This window comes from Cellulosimicrobium cellulans, from assembly GCF_024124905.1.
GTDB lineage: Bacteria > Actinomycetota > Actinomycetes > Actinomycetales > Cellulomonadaceae > Cellulosimicrobium > Cellulosimicrobium cellulans_G.
Map to the genome: position 1 here is coordinate 151071 of NZ_JAMXST010000001.1, position 15460 is coordinate 166530.

Consider the following 15460-nt stretch of genomic DNA (forward strand, 5'->3'; position numbering starts at 1 on the left):
TGGCCGGCGGCGACGAGCAGGGGGAACGGCATGAGGATCTCGGTGATCGGCTGCGGCTACCTGGGCGCGGTGCACGCGGCGTGCATGGCGACGCTGGGGCACGACGTGGTCGGGGTGGACGTCGACGCCCGGAAGGTGGGGTCGTTGCGCGACGGGCGGGCGCCGTTCTACGAGCCGGGGCTCGACGGGATGCTCGCGGAGGCGCGGGCCTCCGGACGGCTCACCTTCACGACCGACCTCGCCGCGGCGGCCGACGCCGAGGTCCACTTCGTGTGCGTGGGGACGCCCCAGCGCGCCGACTCGTACGCCGCCGACCTGTCGTCCGTCGACGCAGCCTTCCGGTCGCTCGTGCCGCACCTCGACGCGGACGCGGTCGTGGTGGGCAAGTCGACGGTCCCCGTGGGGACGGCCGCGCGGCTCGCGGACGAGCTCGCCGCGGTCCGTCCCACCGCGACGCTCGTCTGGAACCCCGAGTTCCTGCGCGAGGGGTTCGCCGTCCAGGACACGCTGCGACCCGACCGGCTCGTCTACGGCGTCCCGGACGACGCGGCGGGCGCTCGTGCGGTCGAGGCGCTCGACGCGGTCTACGCCGCGGCCCTCGGCGAGGGTACGCCGCGGCTCGTGGTCGACCGGGCGACGGCCGAGCTCGTCAAGGTCGCGGCGAACTCGTTCCTCGCCACGAAGATCTCCTTCATCAACGCGATGGCGGAGCTGTGCGAGGTCGCCGGGGGAGATGTGACGCTCCTCGCCGACGCGATCGGCCTCGACGAGCGGATCGGGCGGCGCTTCCTCAACGCCGGGCTCGGGTTCGGCGGCGGCTGCCTGCCGAAGGACATCCGCGCGTTCATGGCACGGGCCGAGGAGCTGCACGCCGACCCCGCCGTCAGCTTCCTGCGCGAGGTCGACTCGATCAACCTGCGCCGGCGCGAGCGCATGGTCGACCTCACGGTCGGCGTGCTGGACGGGCGTCCGCTGGCCGGCGCGCGCGTCGCCGTCCTCGGTGCGGCGTTCAAGCCGGACAGCGACGACGTCCGCGACTCGCCAGCGCTCGACGTCGCGGAGCGGCTGCACCACCGGAGCGCGCGCGTGGTGGTGACCGACCCGCGCGCGCTGGCCAACGCGCGCGCCAAGGCCCCCTCGCTGGGCTTCGCCGAGACCGTCGAGGAGGCGGTGGACGGTGTGGACGCCGTGCTGGTCCTCACCGAGTGGCAGGAGTACCGGGACCTGGACCCGGGCAAGCTGTACGGCCTCGTGGCGGCCCCCCGCGTGGTCGACGGCCGCAACGCGCTCGACGCGACCGTGTGGCGCGAGGCGGGGTGGACGTACCGCGCGCTCGGCCGGCGGTGAACGGCGGCCCGGCGGCACGCGCCGGTTCCGGGCCCCGTGCCGGAGCGCGTCGGCTCGCGGCGCTGGTGACGACGCTCGCGAGCCTGTCCCTCGGGGCCTGCGCGCCGGGCCACGACGGTGGGCGCGGGGCTCCGAGCGCCGACGACCCCGCGGCGGCCCGGCCCTGGGAGCCGACGGAGTACGCCGCCCGGCTGCTGGCGGAGACGCAGGAGGAACGCGACGAGGCGGGGGTCCCCCGGCTGGAGGAGAGCGGCTGCGCGACCGAGCAGGCGCTGTCCCGTGCCACGGCGCTCGTCGGCGCCCCGCTCGAGCACGCCCCCCTCGACGAGGTCGTGACGGACTGCGCTCCTGCGAGCGGCACCGCGGCGGAGAACCTCAGCCGGGCCAGCGCCGCGCCGGCCGCGGTCGTCGACGCGTGGATGGGGTCCCCCGGGCACCGGGCGAACCTCCTGGACCCGACGCTGACGTCCGTCGGGATCGCGTGCGTCGCGGACGCCACCGAGGGCGCCGGCGGTCTCGTCTGTGCCCAGGTGTTCCTCGGCTGACCGGCGACCCGAGCCAGGTCCGCACGCCCTTGACCCCTCGACCGCCGCGTCCTATCGTCTGTTTTCAACAGGTGATGAATTCGACCGCGTGCCGGGGCGCGGTCAGGGCCGGGGAGGCATCGTGCGCGCGATGGTCGTCAAGGAGTTCCGCGAGCTGCGCCGGGACCGGCGCACGGTCGCGATGCTCGTCGGGATGCCGTTGCTCCTGCTCGTCGTGTTCGGGTTCGCGGCGAACTTCACGGTCGAGACGCTGACCGTCACGGCCGTGGGCCCGGGTGCCGAGCAGGCGGTCGCCGCGATCGAGGCGAACCCGGCCGCCGCCGACGCGCTCGACGTCGTGAGCGTCGACCCCGCGGGGACGGACGCCGACGCCCGCGCGGCGCTGCGCGACGACCGCAGCGACGTCGCGGTCGTCGCGCCCGCACCGGGGGACGACCGCCCGACCGTCTACGTCGACGGGTCCAACCTCTTCGCCGCGCAGTCGGCGAAGGTGCTCGTCGCGTCCCTCGGGGACGCCGTGGACTCGGAGATCCTCTTCAACCCCGACCTCGACACGTCGTGGGTGATGGTGCCCGCGCTGATCGGCCTCATCCTCACGTTCATCGGGACGATCATCACGTCGATCGGGCTCGTCAAGGAGCGCGAGGCGGGGACGTTCGAGCAGCTCGCGGTGATGCCGCTCGGCCCCGCCGCGGTGATCCTCGGCAAGATCACGCCCTACTTCCTGCTCGCCTGCCTCGACATGGTCGCGGTGACGCTGCTCGGGATGTGGATCTTCGACGTGCCGTTCGCCGGACCGGTGGCCCCGTTCGTGGTGGGAGCCGCGCTGTTCCTCTTCGTCGTGCTCGGCATCGGCGCGCTCATCTCCACCGTGTCGCAGACCACCGGGCAGGCGGTGCAGGTCGCGCTCATGACGATGCTCCCGCAGGTGCTGCTCTCGGGCATGATCTTCCCGCTCGACGCGATGGCGGCAGGGGTGCGCTGGATCGGGTACCTCCTGCCCCTCACGTGGTTCACCGAGGTCTCGCAGGGCGTGATGGTCCGCGGGGCGTCGTGGTCCGCGCTGTGGCTGCCGCTCGCCGTGCTCGCGGTGATGGCCGTGGTCGTGTTCGGGATGGCCGTCCTGCGGCTCTCGCGCGAGCTCTCGCCCGCACGGGAGCACCGCCGACGCCGCGCGGACGCGCTCGCGGCCGTCGCACCCACGACGAGCGGGACGGTCCGGTGACCTGGGGCGCACGCGGTCTCGACGTCACCTTCCGCCCCGGGCGCGGGCACGTGGTCCGCGCCCTCGCGGGCGTGGACCTCGACCTCCCGCGCGGACAGGTCACCTCGGTCGTGGGCGGCGACGGCGCCGGCAAGACCACACTGGTACGCGCGCTGCTCGGGCAGGTGCCGGTCGCCGGCGGCACCGTGGACGTCCCGGCCCGCGACCGGGTCGGCTACCAGCCGTCGTCGAGCGGCGTGTGGCCCGGGCTGACCGTGGCGGAGAACGTCGAGCTCGTCGGCGACGCGTACCGCATGCCGGCCGCGCGCCGGGACCGGCGCGCGGACGAGCTGCTCGAGCGCGCGGGGCTCGCCGAGGCGCGGGACCGGCTCGGGGCGCAGCTCTCCGGGGGGATGCGGCAGAAGCTCGGCGTGTGTCTCGCGATGCTGCACGAGCCGGAGGTCCTGCTCCTCGACGAGCCGAGCACCGGCGTCGACCCGGTGAGCCGCGTCGAGCTGTGGCGGCTCGTGGCCGAGTCGGCGGCGTCCGGCGCAGCCGTCCTCGTCACGACGACCTACCTCGACGAGGCCGAGCGGGCGGCCGACGTCGTCGTCCTCGACGCGGGCACGGTCCTCGCCGCGGGGACGCCCGACGACGTGCGCGCCGCCGCCCCCGGCCGGATCACCGTCGCGTCCGTCGCGCCCGCGGGCGCGGCCGACCGGTCGTGGCGACGCGGCCGGACCGTCCGCACCTGGTGGCCCGACGGCTCGTCCTCGCCGACCGGGGGTCCCGTGGACGCCGACCTGGAGGATGCCGTCGTGGCCCTCACGCTCGGTCGCGGCGCGTACGGCACGCCCGGCGCCGAAGAGGCGCACGGCACGGACGACGCCGCCCGCGACGCGGTGGGCCCGGCGCCGCACGGCCCGGGCTGGCTCGCCGCCGGGGCGGACGCTCCCCTCGTGCGGGTCGACGGCGCCGAGCGGCGGTTCGGGGACGTCGCGGCCGTCGACGACGTCTCGCTCGTCGTGCGCCCCGGCGAGGTGGTGGGCCTGCTCGGCGCGAACGGCGCGGGCAAGACGACGCTCCTGCGCATGGTCCTCGGCCTCGACCGGCTCGACGGCGGGCGGGTCGAGGTCCGCGGCGCACCGCCGGACCGCGCGGGCCGCCGGGCGGTCGGCTACGTCCCGCAGGGCCTCGGGCTCTCCGGCGAGCTGAGCGTCGAGGAGAACGTCGAGTTCGTGGCGGCGGTGTACGGGGTGCGGGACGTGCCGACGCTGCCGCCGGCGCTCGCGGCCGTCCGCCGTCGGCCCGTGGCGGAGATCGGGCTGGGCCGCCGGCGCCAGCTCGCGTTCCACTGCGCCCTGCTGCACGCGCCACGCCTGCTGGTCCTCGACGAGCCGACGTCCGGCGTCGACCCGCTCGCGCGGGCGCGCGCGTGGGACGCGATCCACGCGCAGGCGGACGCGGGCGTCGGGGTCCTGGTGACGACGCACTACCTCCGGGAGGCCGAGCAGTGCGACCGCCTGCACGTCCTCTCGCGCGGACGCTCCGTGGCGTCGGGGACCGTCGCCGACGTCGTCGGTGGGCGCGAGGCGGTCGTCGTGCGGTCCCGGGAGTGGCAGGCGGCGTTCGCGGCGCTCGACGCCGCGGGCCTGCCCGTCATGCTCGACGGCCGGGCCGCGCGCGTCGCGGGGACGACGCTCGCGACGGTCCGGGACGCGCTCGCCGCGGCGGGCGTGGTCGCGACCTGCGACGTCGTCCCGGCGACGCTCGAGGAGACCATGGTGCTCGTGGACCGCGCGGCCACGACCCGGGCGGGAGCGGCGTGACGGGCCGGCGGGGGCGGCGCCCGGGCAGGTCCGACACGCGGTCCGACGTCCTGTCCGCCGCGCGGGACGCGTTCGCGGAGCACGGCTACGACCGTGCGACCGTCCGCGACATCGCGGCCCGGGCGGGCGTGGACGCCGCCATGGTGCACCACTGGTTCGGGACGAAGGAGAAGCTCTTCCAGGCAGCCGTCGACGTGCCCTTCGACCCGCAGGAGCTCCTGCTCGACGGTGCGCCCGACGACACGGCGCGACTGGGGGAGCACGTCGTGCGCACGCTGCTGCGCGCCTGGGACTCCCCGCGCGGCCGGGTCGCCCTCGCGCTCCTGCGCTCGGCCACGAGCTCCGAGCGGGCGGCGCGCATGCTGCGCGAGTTCGTGCTGGCCCGGGTCGTGCGGCCGACCGTCGCGCGGAGCGAGGCGGACCCGCACCGGGCCGCGTGGCGCGGCGCGCTCATGGCGAGCCAGCTCGCAGGGCTCGTCGTGGCGCGGTACGTGCTCCGGGTCGAGCCGCTCGCGGGGTCTCCCGCGGAGACCGTGGTGCGGGCGGTCGGGCCCACGATCCAGGGCTACCTCACCGGTCCGCTCCCGGGCGTCGTCGCCGAGACCGCTCGTGGCAGCGGGAACGTTGAGATTTCAACTGAGAGGCATGTTGCGCCGTAGGTGGTCTGTCTGTAGGTTGAGGCCCGCCGGCCGAGGCTCGGCGCGGGGCCAAGCGCGCAGGGGGAGCTTGGCGTCGAGCCACGGCGGCCCGTCTCAGACGCCCACGAGGACGCGGGTCGTCCCCTCCCGGTTCGTCCGGTCGCGCAGCGCACGACCCAGCCGGCGGAGCGCGTCGTCGTCGGCGAGGAGCCCGGACCAGTCGTCCGGGTCGTCGCTCGGGGCGTCACCCCGGGTCTTGCGGATCGCGGCGACCTGGAGCTGGTAGGCGAGGATCACCTCGCGCGGGCTCCCGGGCACGGCGATCCGGACGTGGTCCACGTCGTCGCGGCGCGAGTGGAGCGCGAGCGTGGTGAGCCCGTCGAAGATCTCGATGGTCCGGTGGTACTCGTCCACCGCGGCGCTCGAGCCGCGCAGGCCGCCGTCGCCCACGACGGCGCGGAGGAACGTGTGGAGGTAGCCGAGGTCGCGTCGGCGCTCGCGCGCGAACGCGGCGGACGACGCGAGCTGGCCCACGATGCCGGCGGTGAGCAGGACCGTGGCGGCGAGCACGAGGTACCGCGTCCGTAGGCCGAGGACCAGGTACGGCTCGGTGCTGCCCGGCTCGTGCTGCACCATCGCCACGAAGCTGACGACGGCCCACACGACGGCGACGACCGCGCCCGCCCCCGCCACGTCCATGCCCCAGCGCAGCCGCAGCGGCCGGTCCGAGCGCGTGCGCAGGCAGGAGACGGCGAAGGTCGCGGTCGCCGTCAGGAACGTCCCGTAGTAGAGCGCCCAGTAGCCCCACATGAGGGGGCGGTCGTGGACCTGCGCGTCGAGGTCGTGGGTGGCCCACGGTCCGCTCGCCGCCGCGAGGGCGACCAGGGCGGTCCCCACGGCGACGGCCGCGAGCGCCACGTGCCGGGTGCGCGGAGCCCGGCCGGTGGTCGCGCTGTAGGCCCACACGCCGACGAAGAGACAGCCGATGACGAGCGCGACGTGCTTGGCGACCTCGTGCGTCCCTCCGGGGGCGTGCTCCTTGAGGAGGTCGGCCACGACCGGCGCCCGCAGCGCGTTCGCGACCGCGACGAAGCCCAGGCCGAGGGGGAGGGCCGCGTCGGCGCGCGTGCGCGCGCGCAGGCCGGTCCACACGGCCGCGGTGGCGAAGAGCGCGACGGCGAGGACGTCGAGGGCGTGGTTCACCGGTACAGCTCCAGGGACGTGAGCCGGGTCCCCGAGCTGCCGTGGGACGCGATCGAGATCATGAGCTCGCTCGCGAGGCGCTCGACGCGCAGCTCGTCGGGGTCGTCGTACCCGTCGCGGCACGCGCCGACGCGGGGGGCGCCCGCAGTGGCGGAGGCGTCGAGGACGTGCACGAGCTCGTGCGCGACGACGTGGTCGCGGTGCGGGCCGGGCAGGGTCTGGCGCGCGTCGACGAGCACGAGGTCGCGCTCGGGGAAGGCGAGCCAGAGCCCGCTCACGCCGGGGCCGAGGTCGCCCTCGACGACCTCGAGGGGCCGGCCGCGTACCGCCGCGACCAGACGGCAGGCCTCCTCGAGGCTGCGTGCGCGGTCGAGTCCCGCGGCGCGCAGGAGGTCATCCACGGCCGTCGTCCGACGCGGGCGGTGTCACGGGAGGCAGCTGCTCCAGGCGTCGCACGCGGTCGACGATCTCGATGATCGCCCGGACGTTTTCGGGCGACAGGCCCTGGGCGCGCAGCGCGAACTGCTCGACGCCTTCGTCGGCGAGCGCGGCCCGGAGGCGGTCGTCGGGGTTCTCCTCGGGGTCGACGAGGCTGCCCGTGCTCACGTGGAAGAACGCGGCGATGCCCTCGACGACGCGCAGGCTGGGCGAGGTGCGGTGCCCGCCGCGCAGCGCGCTGAGGTACGCCTCGTTGATCGAGTACCCGCGCTCCGTCATCCACTGAGCGGCCTCGCGGTTGGTCACGGGCCGTCCGCCGCGCCCGCGGGCGAAGAGCTCGTTGAGCCGCCGGCGGAAGACCCGCGCCGTCCGCTCGCCGGGTGCCACGTCGTCGTCCATGGCGACGATTGTGACAGGCCGCGGCACGTGGCGGCACGGGCGCGGTGCGCGCGGCCGACGTCGCGGCTCCCGTCGCGGGGCGCCGCGGGCGCGGGTAGCGTTCCGGACGGGCGCGGGACGGTCCGACGCCCGGGCGCGGGACGCGCGCACCACCACCCTCGAGGGAGCCGACATGAGCGAGCAGACACCGAAGGACGAGGGGGGCCTCGGCGACCTTCTCGGCAAGGCGAAGGAGTTCCTCACCGACGACCGGATCGACGACGTGGCGGAGAAGATCAAGTCCGTCGCCCCGGACTCGGTCGACCAGCACGTCGACACCCTGGCCGAGAAGGCCAAGGAGGCGAACGACTGACCTGCGGGTCGGTACGATCGAGGGGCGCCGTCCACGACGGCGCCCTTCGTGCTGTCGGGCAGGGCCCGCCGGCCGCAGGACCTCGACCGGGCGCGCGCCGCGCGCCTCCCGCCAGCAGATCGGAGCACGGACGTGTCTGACGTCGTCTCGTCACCCCTCACCATCACCCTCGACGCCGAGGAGACCACGGTGACGACGGGCACGACGGGGACGGACCTGTTCGCCGCTCGTCGCGACGTCGTCGTGATCCGCGTCAACGGCGTCCTCAAGGACCTCGACACGCCGGTCGCCGACGGCGACGTGGTCGAGGGCGTGACCGTCGACTCGCCGGACGGGCTCGCGGTGCTGCGCCACTCGGCGGCGCACGTGCTCGCCCAGGCGGTCCAGCAGGTCAACCCGGACGCGAAGCTGGGCATCGGCCCGCCGATCACGGACGGCTTCTACTACGACTTCGACGTCGAGACGCCGTTCACGCCGGAGGACCTCAAGGCCCTCGACAAGGCGATGTCGCGGATCGTCAAGGAGGGCCAGACCTTCCGCCGCCGGGTCGTGACCGAGGACGAGGCGCGGGCAGAGCTCGCGCACGAGCCGTACAAGCTGGAGCTCATCGGGCTCAAGGGCTCCGGCACCGCGGACGACACCGAGGGCGCGAGCGTCGAGGTCGGTGGCGGCGAGCTGACGATCTACGACAACGTGCGCGGCGCCGGGCGCGAGAGCGAGACGGTGGTCTGGAAGGACCTGTGCCGCGGCCCGCACCTGCCGAGCACGCGCCTGATCGGCAACGGCTACCAGCTCATGCGCTCGGCCGCGGCCTACTGGCGCGGCAGCGAGAAGAACCCGCAGCTCCAGCGCATCTACGGCACGGCGTGGCCGACGAAGGACGAGCTCAAGGCGTACCTCGAGCGACTCGCGGAGGCGGAGCGGCGCGACCACCGCCGGCTCGGCAACGAGCTCGACCTGTTCTCCTTCCCGGAGGAGATCGGCTCGGGCCTGCCGGTGTTCCACCCCAACGGCGCGACGATCCGCATGGAGATGGAGGAGTACTCGCGCAAGCGGCACGTCGAGGCCGGCTACTCGTTCGTCAGCACGCCGCACATCACCAAGGCGAACCTGTTCCAGACGTCGCGCCACCTCGACTGGTACGCGGACGGGATGTACCCGCCGATGCACCTCGACGAGGAGCTGGACGACGAGGGCAACGTCAAGCGCGCCGGCCAGGACTACTACCTCAAGCCCATGAACTGCCCGATGCACAACCTCGTGTACCGCTCGCGCGGGCGGTCGTACCGCGAGCTGCCGCTGCGGCTGTTCGAGTTCGGCACGGTGTACCGCTACGAGAAGTCGGGCGTCGTGCACGGGCTCACGCGAGCGCGCGGCTTCACGCAGGACGACGCGCACATCTACACGACGCGCGAGCAGATGCGCGACGAGCTGAGCTCGCTCCTGTCGTTCGTGCTCGACCTGCTGCGCGACTACGGGCTCGACGACTTCTACCTGGAGCTGTCGACGCGCGACCCGGAGAAGTCGGTGGGCGACGACGCGACGTGGGAGGAGGCGACCGAGGTCCTGCGCCAGGTCGCCACGGAGTCGGGCCTCGAGCTCGTCGCGGACCCGGGCGGTGCGGCGTTCTACGGCCCGAAGATCTCGGTCCAGGCGAAGGACGCGATCGGCCGCACGTGGCAGCTCTCGACGATCCAGCTCGACTTCTTCGAGCCGGAGCTGTTCGAGCTCGAGTACACGGCGTCCGACGGCACGCGCCAGCGTCCGGTCATGATCCACCGCGCGCTGTTCGGCTCGATCGAGCGGTTCTTCGGCATCCTCGTCGAGCACTACGCGGGCGCGTTCCCGGCGTGGCTCGCGCCCGTCCAGGTCGTCGCCGTCCCGGTCGCGGAGCCGTTCAACGACTACGTGGCCGACGTCGTCGCGCAGCTCCGGGCCCAGGGGATCCGCGCGGAGGTCGACTACTCCGACGACCGCTTCGGCAAGAAGATCCGCAACGCGAGCACGCGCAAGGTGCCGTTCGTCCTCATCGCGGGCGGCGAGGACGCCGAGGCGGGCGCCGTGTCGTTCCGCTACCGCGACGGCCGCCAGGACAACGGCGTGCCCGTCGCGGAAGCGGTCGAGCGCATCGTCACCGCCGTCCGCGACCGCGTCCAGGTCTGACGGCGCGTGAGCGACGAGCGCACGGGGTCGCCCGGCGCGGCCGACGCGGCCGCGCCGGGCGGCGCCCCCGACCCTGCCGACGAGGCGACCGTGGAGCTCCCGGACTCCCACCCGCGGTTCGACGACGGCCTCGACCGGCTCTGGACGCCGCACCGCATGGTGTACATCGGCGGGCAGGACAAGCCCGCGGACGACTCGCGTGGTCAGTGCCCGTTCTGCCGCATCCCGGACCGGTCGGACGAGGACGGGCTCATCGTCGCGCGCGGCGAGACCGCGTACGTCGTGCTCAACCTCTACCCGTACAACCCCGGCCACCTCATGGTCGTGCCCTACCGCCACGTGTCGGACTACACGGACCTCACCGAGGCGGAGACGGTCGAGGTCGCGCACCTCACGCAGACCGCGATGCGCGTCGTGCGCGAGGTGTCGGGACCGGACGGGTTCAACCTGGGCATGAACCAGGGCGCCGTCGCCGGGGCCGGCATCGCCGCGCACCTGCACCAGCACGTGGTGCCGCGCTGGGCGGGCGACGCCAACTTCCTGCCGATCGTCGCGCAGACCAAGGCCGTGCCCGAGCTCCTCGGCGACACGCGGGCGCGTCTCGCCGCCGCCTGGCCGGACCTCGCGGGGCCGGGCGGAGCGGGTGGCCCCGCGGACGGGGAGGGTGCCTGATGTTCGGACGCCTGCGCGCGCTCACGACCCGTCTGTTCACGCCGCTCGCCGCGCTCCTGCTCCGCCTGGGCGTGAGCCCGGACGCGGTGACGGTCGCCGGGACCCTCGGCGTCGTCGTCGGCGCCCTCTGGCTCTTCCCGACCGGACACCTCTTCGCCGGGGTGATGGTCGTCATGGTCTGTGCCTTCGCCGACGTGCTCGACGGCGTCATGGCGCGCCGCGCGGGCCGGTCCGGCCCGTGGGGCGCGTTCCTCGACTCGACGCTCGACCGGCTCGCGGACGCGGCCGTGTTCGTCGGCCTCACCCTGTGGTTCGTCCGGGCGGACGACCCGCGCCTGACCCCCGACCTCGCTGCCTGGGGGACCGGCGTCGCGCTCGCGTGCCTCGCGCTCGGCGCGGTCGTGCCCTACGCCCGCGCCCGGGCCGAGAGCGTCGGCATGACGGCACAGGTCGGGATCGCGGAGCGTGCCGACCGGCTCGTCGCCGCGCTCGTCGCCGCTGGCATCGTGGGCCTGGGCGTCCCGCCCGTCGTGCTCGTCGTCGTCCTCGGGCTGCTCGCGCTCGCGAGCGCGGTCACCGTCGTGCAGCGGGTCGCCACCGTGCGCCGCCAGGCCCTCGCGCTGGTGGCCGCACGCCCCGAGGAGAAGGAGGACGGTCGCTGATGGCCCTCGACGCCGGCAAGGCGTTCACGTTCGCCTGGCGCAACGCGCGCAAGGTCCCCGAACCGGTCCTGCGCGGGCTGTTCACCGCGATCGCCGACGTGACGTGGCTCCTGCGCGGCGGGGGAGTGCGCCAGCTCGAGCGCAACCTCGCGCGCGTGCGCCCCGAGCTCGCGCCGCGGGCCCTGCGCCGGCTCTCGCGCGCCGGGATGCGCTCGTACATGCGCTACTACCGCGAGGCGTTCACGCTGCCCGCCTGGGGCCCCGAGCTCGTCCGGGCCCGGGTGCGGGTGGTCGGGCTCGACAACCTCGCGCCGCACCTCGACGGCGACCGGAGCCCGGTGCTCGCGCTGTCCCACCAGGGCAACTGGGACCTGGCGGGTGCGTACGCGACGCCGAACATCGCGCCCGTGCTCACGGTCGCGGAGCGGCTCGAGCCGGAGGAGCTGTTCGAGGAGTTCCTCGCGTTCCGGAACTCGATCGGCCTCGAGATCCTCGCCCTCGGCGACGGCGACGTCTTCCGCGACCTCGTCCGCGGGGCGAGCAGGCCGGGACGGATCATCCCGCTGCTCGCGGACCGCGACCTCACCCACCGTGGCGTCGAGGTCGACCTGTTCGGCCACCGCGCGCGCGTCGCCGCCGGCCCCGCGGCGCTCGCCGTGACGACCGGCACGCCGCTCGTCCCCGCGGGCATCTACTACGAGCGCCTCCACGGTGCGCGCCGACGCGCCGCGCGGTCGCCCTGGGGCCTCGTCATCCGCTTCTTCCCGAGGGTCGAGGTCGCGCAGGACGTCCCCCGCGCCGAGCGGGTGGCCGCCGCGACCCAGGGCTGGGTCGACGCGCTGAGCGTCGCGATCCGCGAGCACCCCGAGGACTGGCACATGCTCCAGAAGGTGTTCGTCGACGACCTCGACCCCGAGCGGTACGCCCGGACCCGGGTCGCGGCGGGCGAGCAGGACGCGGAGCGCGCCGCATGAGCCTGCGCGTGGGGATCGTGTGCCCCTACTCCTTCGACGCGCCCGGCGGGGTCCAGTTCCACGTCCGCGACCTCGCCGAGGCGCTCATGGCCCAGGGGCACGAGGTCTCCGTCCTCGCTCCCGCGGACGACGACACCCCGGTCCCCGAGTACGTGACGCCCGCAGGAGGCGCGGTCCCGGTCCGGTACAACGGCTCGGTCGCGCGCGTGACGTTCGGGCCGCGCACCGCCGGCCGGGTCCGCCGCTGGCTCGAGGCGGGCCGCTTCGACGTGCTCCACATCCACGAGCCGGTGAACCCGTCGCTGAGCATGGTCGCGCTGTGGATCGCGCAGGGCCCGATCGTCGGGACGTTCCACACCTCCATCGTGCGCTCGCGCGCCCTCCAGGTCGCCTACCCGCTCGTCCGGCAGAGCCTGGAGAAGATCGACGCCCGCATCGCGGTCTCGGAGGACGCGCGCCGTACGCTCGTCGACCACCTCGGCGGGGACGCCGTCGTCATCCCCAACGGGGTGTACGTCGACACGTTCGCGTCCGCGACCGCGAACCCCGCGTGGCAGGGGACGCCCGACGCGCCCACCATCGGGTTCCTCGGACGCCTCGACGAGCCGCGCAAGGGCCTGCCCGTGCTCGCGGCGGCGATCCCGGCGATCCTCGAGAAGGTCCCGGGCGCACGCTTCCTCGTCGCCGGACGCGGCGACGACGGCCGTGAGGCCGCGATCGAGGCGCTGGGGGTGCACGCCGCGTCCGTCGAGTTCCTCGGCGGCGTGAGCGACGAGGACAAGGCGAGCATGCTCGCGTCCGTCGACCTGTACATCGCGCCGCAGACCGGCGGGGAGAGCTTCGGCATCGTGCTCGTCGAGGCGATGAGCGCCGGCGCGTGCGTCGTCGCGAGCGACCTCGGCGCGTTCCGCCGCGTGCTCGACGACGGCGCCGCGGGCGCGCTGTTCGCGGTGGGCGACCCGGACGCGCTCGCCGCCGCGGTGCTCGACGTGCTCGCCGACCCGCCGCGGCGCGACGCCTACCGCGCTCGGGCGAGCGAGTTCGTCCGGCGCTTCGACTGGTCCGCCGTGACCGCGCAGGTGCTCGCCGTCTACGAGACGGTGCTCGCGGCGTCCGAGGCGGTCATCCCGGTCCACGAGGACCCGCGTTCGCGCCGGGGCGGTCGCCTCCTGGGCCGGGCGCGCGACGACGAGGGGGCCCGCCCGTGACCTGGTCCGAGATCACCGTCCTCGTCCTCGTGGTCGCCGCGCTCGTGGCGTGGGTCCTGTGGGTCGCCGCGTCTCGGCTCGACCGGCTCCACCGCAAGGTGATGGCCTCGCGCCTGGCGCTCGACGCGCAGCTCGTGCGGCGTGCCTCGGCCGCCGTCGACCTGGCGGCCTCCGGCGAGCTCGACCCGGCCAGCTCGATGCTCGTCGCCGAGGCCGCGCACGCCGTCCTGGACGACGACGACGACACGCGCCGGCTCGCGGACCAGGTGCCCGGCCTGGCGGGCGGCGAGGGGCCCCGGCCCCGACGCCTCCTCGGCGGCATGGCCGAGTCCCGCGCCCTCGCCGAGAGCGACCTCACGGCCACGCTGCGCTCGGCCCTCGAGGACGCCGACGACGTCGCCGAGCTCCGGTCGGGTCCCGTCGGCGACGAGCTCCTCGGCACGCTCTCCGCGGCCTGGTACCGCGCGCAGCTCGCGCGGCGGTTCCACAACGAGGCCGTCGCGCAGGCCGAGCGGGTGCGGCGCAAGTGGTGGGTGCGCCTGTTCCACCTCGCCGGGCACGCCCCGATGCCGGCGACCGTCGAGCTCGACGACGCCGCACCCGACGCCCTCGTGCGCCCGGCCGCGTCCGCCACGACGCCGGACTGACCCCGTGCCGGCGGGTGTCAGCGCGCTCCGCGCGAGCCCCGGCGGCCCGGTCGGGTGGACGCCCCGGCGATAGGATGGGAGCGCGTGGGAGCATGTGCCGTCGAGCCTGTTCGACGGCGTCCGCGCGCGTGCGCGCGACGTTCCCCTGACCTGAAGGTGTGAGGTACCGGTGACCAACGTGGCCGACCAGAACGTCCCTGCCGAGAGCGCCCCGGGCGCCGCGACCGCGGAGGGCGCCGGCGCCGTCGGCACCGCCAAGGTCAAGCGCGGGATGGCCGAGATGCTCAAGGGCGGCGTCATCATGGACGTCGTCACGCCCGAGCAGGCGAAGATCGCCGAGGACGCCGGCGCGGTCGCGGTCATGGCCCTCGAGCGCGTCCCCGCGGACATCCGTGCGCAGGGCGGGGTCTCGCGCATGTCCGACCCCGACATGATCGACGGCATCATCGAGGCCGTCTCGATCCCGGTCATGGCGAAGGCCCGCATCGGCCACTTCGTCGAGGCGCAGGTCCTCCAGTCGCTCGGCGTGGACTACGTCGACGAGTCCGAGGTGCTCACGCCCGCCGACTACACCCACCACATCGACAAGTGGCAGTTCACGGTCCCCTTCGTGTGCGGGGCGACGAACCTCGGCGAGGCGCTGCGCCGCATCGCCGAGGGCGCGGCGATGATCCGCTCGAAGGGCGAGGCGGGCACCGGCGACGTCTCCAACGCGACGACGCACATGCGCACCATCCGCGCCGAGATCCGCCGCCTCGCCTCGCTCCCCGAGGACGAGCTGTTCGTCGCGGCGAAGGAGCTCCAGGCGCCGTACGACCTCGTCCAGGAGGTCGCCGCCACGGGCAAGCTGCCCGTCGTCATGTTCACCGCGGGCGGCATCGCGACGCCGGCGGACGCCGCGATGATGATGCAGCTCGGCGCCGAGGGCGTCTTCGTCGGCTCCGGCATCTTCAAGTCCGGCAACCCGGAGCAGCGTGCCGCCGCGATCGTCAAGGCGACGACGTTCTACGACGACCCGGACGTCGTCGCGAAGGTCTCGCGCGGTCTGGGCGAGGCGATGGTCGGCCTCAACGTCGACGAGCCGGCGCGGTCGATCCAGTTCGCCGAGCGCGGCTGGTGACGGAGCGCGCCACGGGCCTGCCGTCCGTCGCCGTGCCGGCGACGGACGGCTGACGCGCG

The 15460-nt window shown here is 74.8% G+C and carries 16 protein-coding genes; 13 read left to right on the plus strand and 3 right to left on the minus strand.

What is annotated here, in order from left to right; translation table 11 throughout:
• Positions 1 to 30 precede the first annotated feature (30 nt).
• The 5 genes from NHH00_RS00655 to NHH00_RS00675 all read left to right on the plus strand — a co-directional run bounded on the left by NHH00_RS00655 (position 31) and on the right by NHH00_RS00675 (position 5584).
• Positions 31 to 1347, plus strand: coding sequence for a UDP-glucose dehydrogenase family protein (locus NHH00_RS00655; RefSeq protein ID WP_253049254.1), 1317 nt, complete (start codon positions 31 to 33; stop codon positions 1345 to 1347).
• Between the two features lie 65 nt (positions 1348 to 1412).
• Positions 1413 to 1892, plus strand: coding sequence for a CAP domain-containing protein (locus NHH00_RS00660; protein WP_253049256.1), 480 nt, complete (start codon positions 1413 to 1415; stop codon positions 1890 to 1892).
• Between the two features lie 130 nt (positions 1893 to 2022).
• Positions 2023 to 3117: an ABC transporter permease gene (locus NHH00_RS00665; protein WP_253050680.1), complete on the plus strand. Its 1095-nt coding sequence runs from the start codon at positions 2023 to 2025 to the stop codon at positions 3115 to 3117.
• Positions 3114 to 4925: an ATP-binding cassette domain-containing protein gene (locus tag NHH00_RS20900; protein ID WP_253049258.1), complete on the plus strand. Its 1812-nt coding sequence runs from the start codon at positions 3114 to 3116 to the stop codon at positions 4923 to 4925. The genes NHH00_RS00665 and NHH00_RS20900 overlap by 4 nt, the downstream gene beginning before the upstream one ends.
• Complete coding sequence (locus NHH00_RS00675) at positions 4922 to 5584, plus strand: TetR/AcrR family transcriptional regulator (RefSeq protein ID WP_253049260.1); 663 nt, start codon at positions 4922 to 4924, stop codon at positions 5582 to 5584. The genes NHH00_RS20900 and NHH00_RS00675 overlap by 4 nt, the downstream gene beginning before the upstream one ends.
• Before the next feature lie 93 nt (positions 5585 to 5677).
• Here NHH00_RS00675 and NHH00_RS00680 read toward each other — a convergent pair whose 3' ends face one another.
• The 3 genes from NHH00_RS00680 to NHH00_RS00690 are packed head-to-tail and all read right to left on the minus strand — an operon-like array spanning position 5678 to position 7603.
• Positions 5678 to 6766, minus strand: coding sequence for a hypothetical protein (locus NHH00_RS00680; RefSeq protein ID WP_253049263.1), 1089 nt, complete (start codon positions 6764 to 6766; stop codon positions 5678 to 5680).
• Positions 6763 to 7167 (minus strand): hypothetical protein, encoded by a 405-nt coding sequence (locus NHH00_RS00685; protein WP_253049265.1) that lies wholly within the window; start codon positions 7165 to 7167, stop codon positions 6763 to 6765. Before NHH00_RS00685 ends, NHH00_RS00680 begins: the two co-directional genes overlap by 4 nt.
• Complete coding sequence (locus NHH00_RS00690; RefSeq protein ID WP_253049267.1) at positions 7160 to 7603, minus strand: hypothetical protein; 444 nt, start codon at positions 7601 to 7603, stop codon at positions 7160 to 7162. Before NHH00_RS00690 ends, NHH00_RS00685 begins: the two co-directional genes overlap by 8 nt.
• A 172-nt stretch (positions 7604 to 7775) precedes the next feature.
• Between NHH00_RS00690 and NHH00_RS00695 the strand changes: the two genes are divergently transcribed.
• The 8 genes from NHH00_RS00695 to pdxS all read left to right on the plus strand — a co-directional run bounded on the left by NHH00_RS00695 (position 7776) and on the right by pdxS (position 15401).
• Positions 7776 to 7955, plus strand: coding sequence for a hypothetical protein (locus NHH00_RS00695; RefSeq protein WP_141388065.1), 180 nt, complete (start codon positions 7776 to 7778; stop codon positions 7953 to 7955).
• 132 nt (positions 7956 to 8087) lie between these two features.
• Positions 8088 to 10118 carry a threonine--tRNA ligase gene (thrS, locus tag NHH00_RS00700; protein WP_374613744.1) on the plus strand — a complete coding sequence of 677 codons (2031 nt, stop codon included), beginning with the start codon at positions 8088 to 8090 and terminating at the stop codon, positions 10116 to 10118.
• A gap of 90 nt (positions 10119 to 10208) precedes the next feature.
• The gene (locus NHH00_RS00705; RefSeq protein WP_253050684.1) at positions 10209 to 10790 is read left to right on the plus strand and encodes an HIT family protein; all 582 of its coding nucleotides are present in this window, start codon (positions 10209 to 10211) and stop codon (positions 10788 to 10790) included.
• Entirely contained in the window at positions 10790 to 11452 is a 663-nt protein-coding gene (gene pgsA, locus NHH00_RS00710; protein ID WP_253049269.1) for a phosphatidylinositol phosphate synthase, read from the plus strand. The genes NHH00_RS00705 and pgsA overlap by 1 nt, the downstream gene beginning before the upstream one ends.
• A complete protein-coding gene (locus tag NHH00_RS00715) occupies positions 11452 to 12426 on the plus strand; it encodes a phosphatidylinositol mannoside acyltransferase (RefSeq protein WP_253049271.1) in 975 nt (324 codons plus the stop codon). The genes pgsA and NHH00_RS00715 overlap by 1 nt, the downstream gene beginning before the upstream one ends.
• Before the next feature lie 2 nt (positions 12427 to 12428).
• Positions 12429 to 13634, plus strand: coding sequence for a glycosyltransferase family 4 protein (locus NHH00_RS00720; protein ID WP_253050686.1), 1206 nt, complete (start codon positions 12429 to 12431; stop codon positions 13632 to 13634).
• Complete coding sequence (locus NHH00_RS00725) at positions 13631 to 14281, plus strand: hypothetical protein (protein ID WP_253049272.1); 651 nt, start codon at positions 13631 to 13633, stop codon at positions 14279 to 14281. The genes NHH00_RS00720 and NHH00_RS00725 overlap by 4 nt, the downstream gene beginning before the upstream one ends.
• Positions 14282 to 14459: 178 nt before the next feature.
• A complete protein-coding gene (pdxS, locus tag NHH00_RS00730) occupies positions 14460 to 15401 on the plus strand; it encodes a pyridoxal 5'-phosphate synthase lyase subunit PdxS (RefSeq protein WP_308202263.1) in 942 nt (313 codons plus the stop codon).
• Positions 15402 to 15460 lie beyond the last annotated feature (59 nt).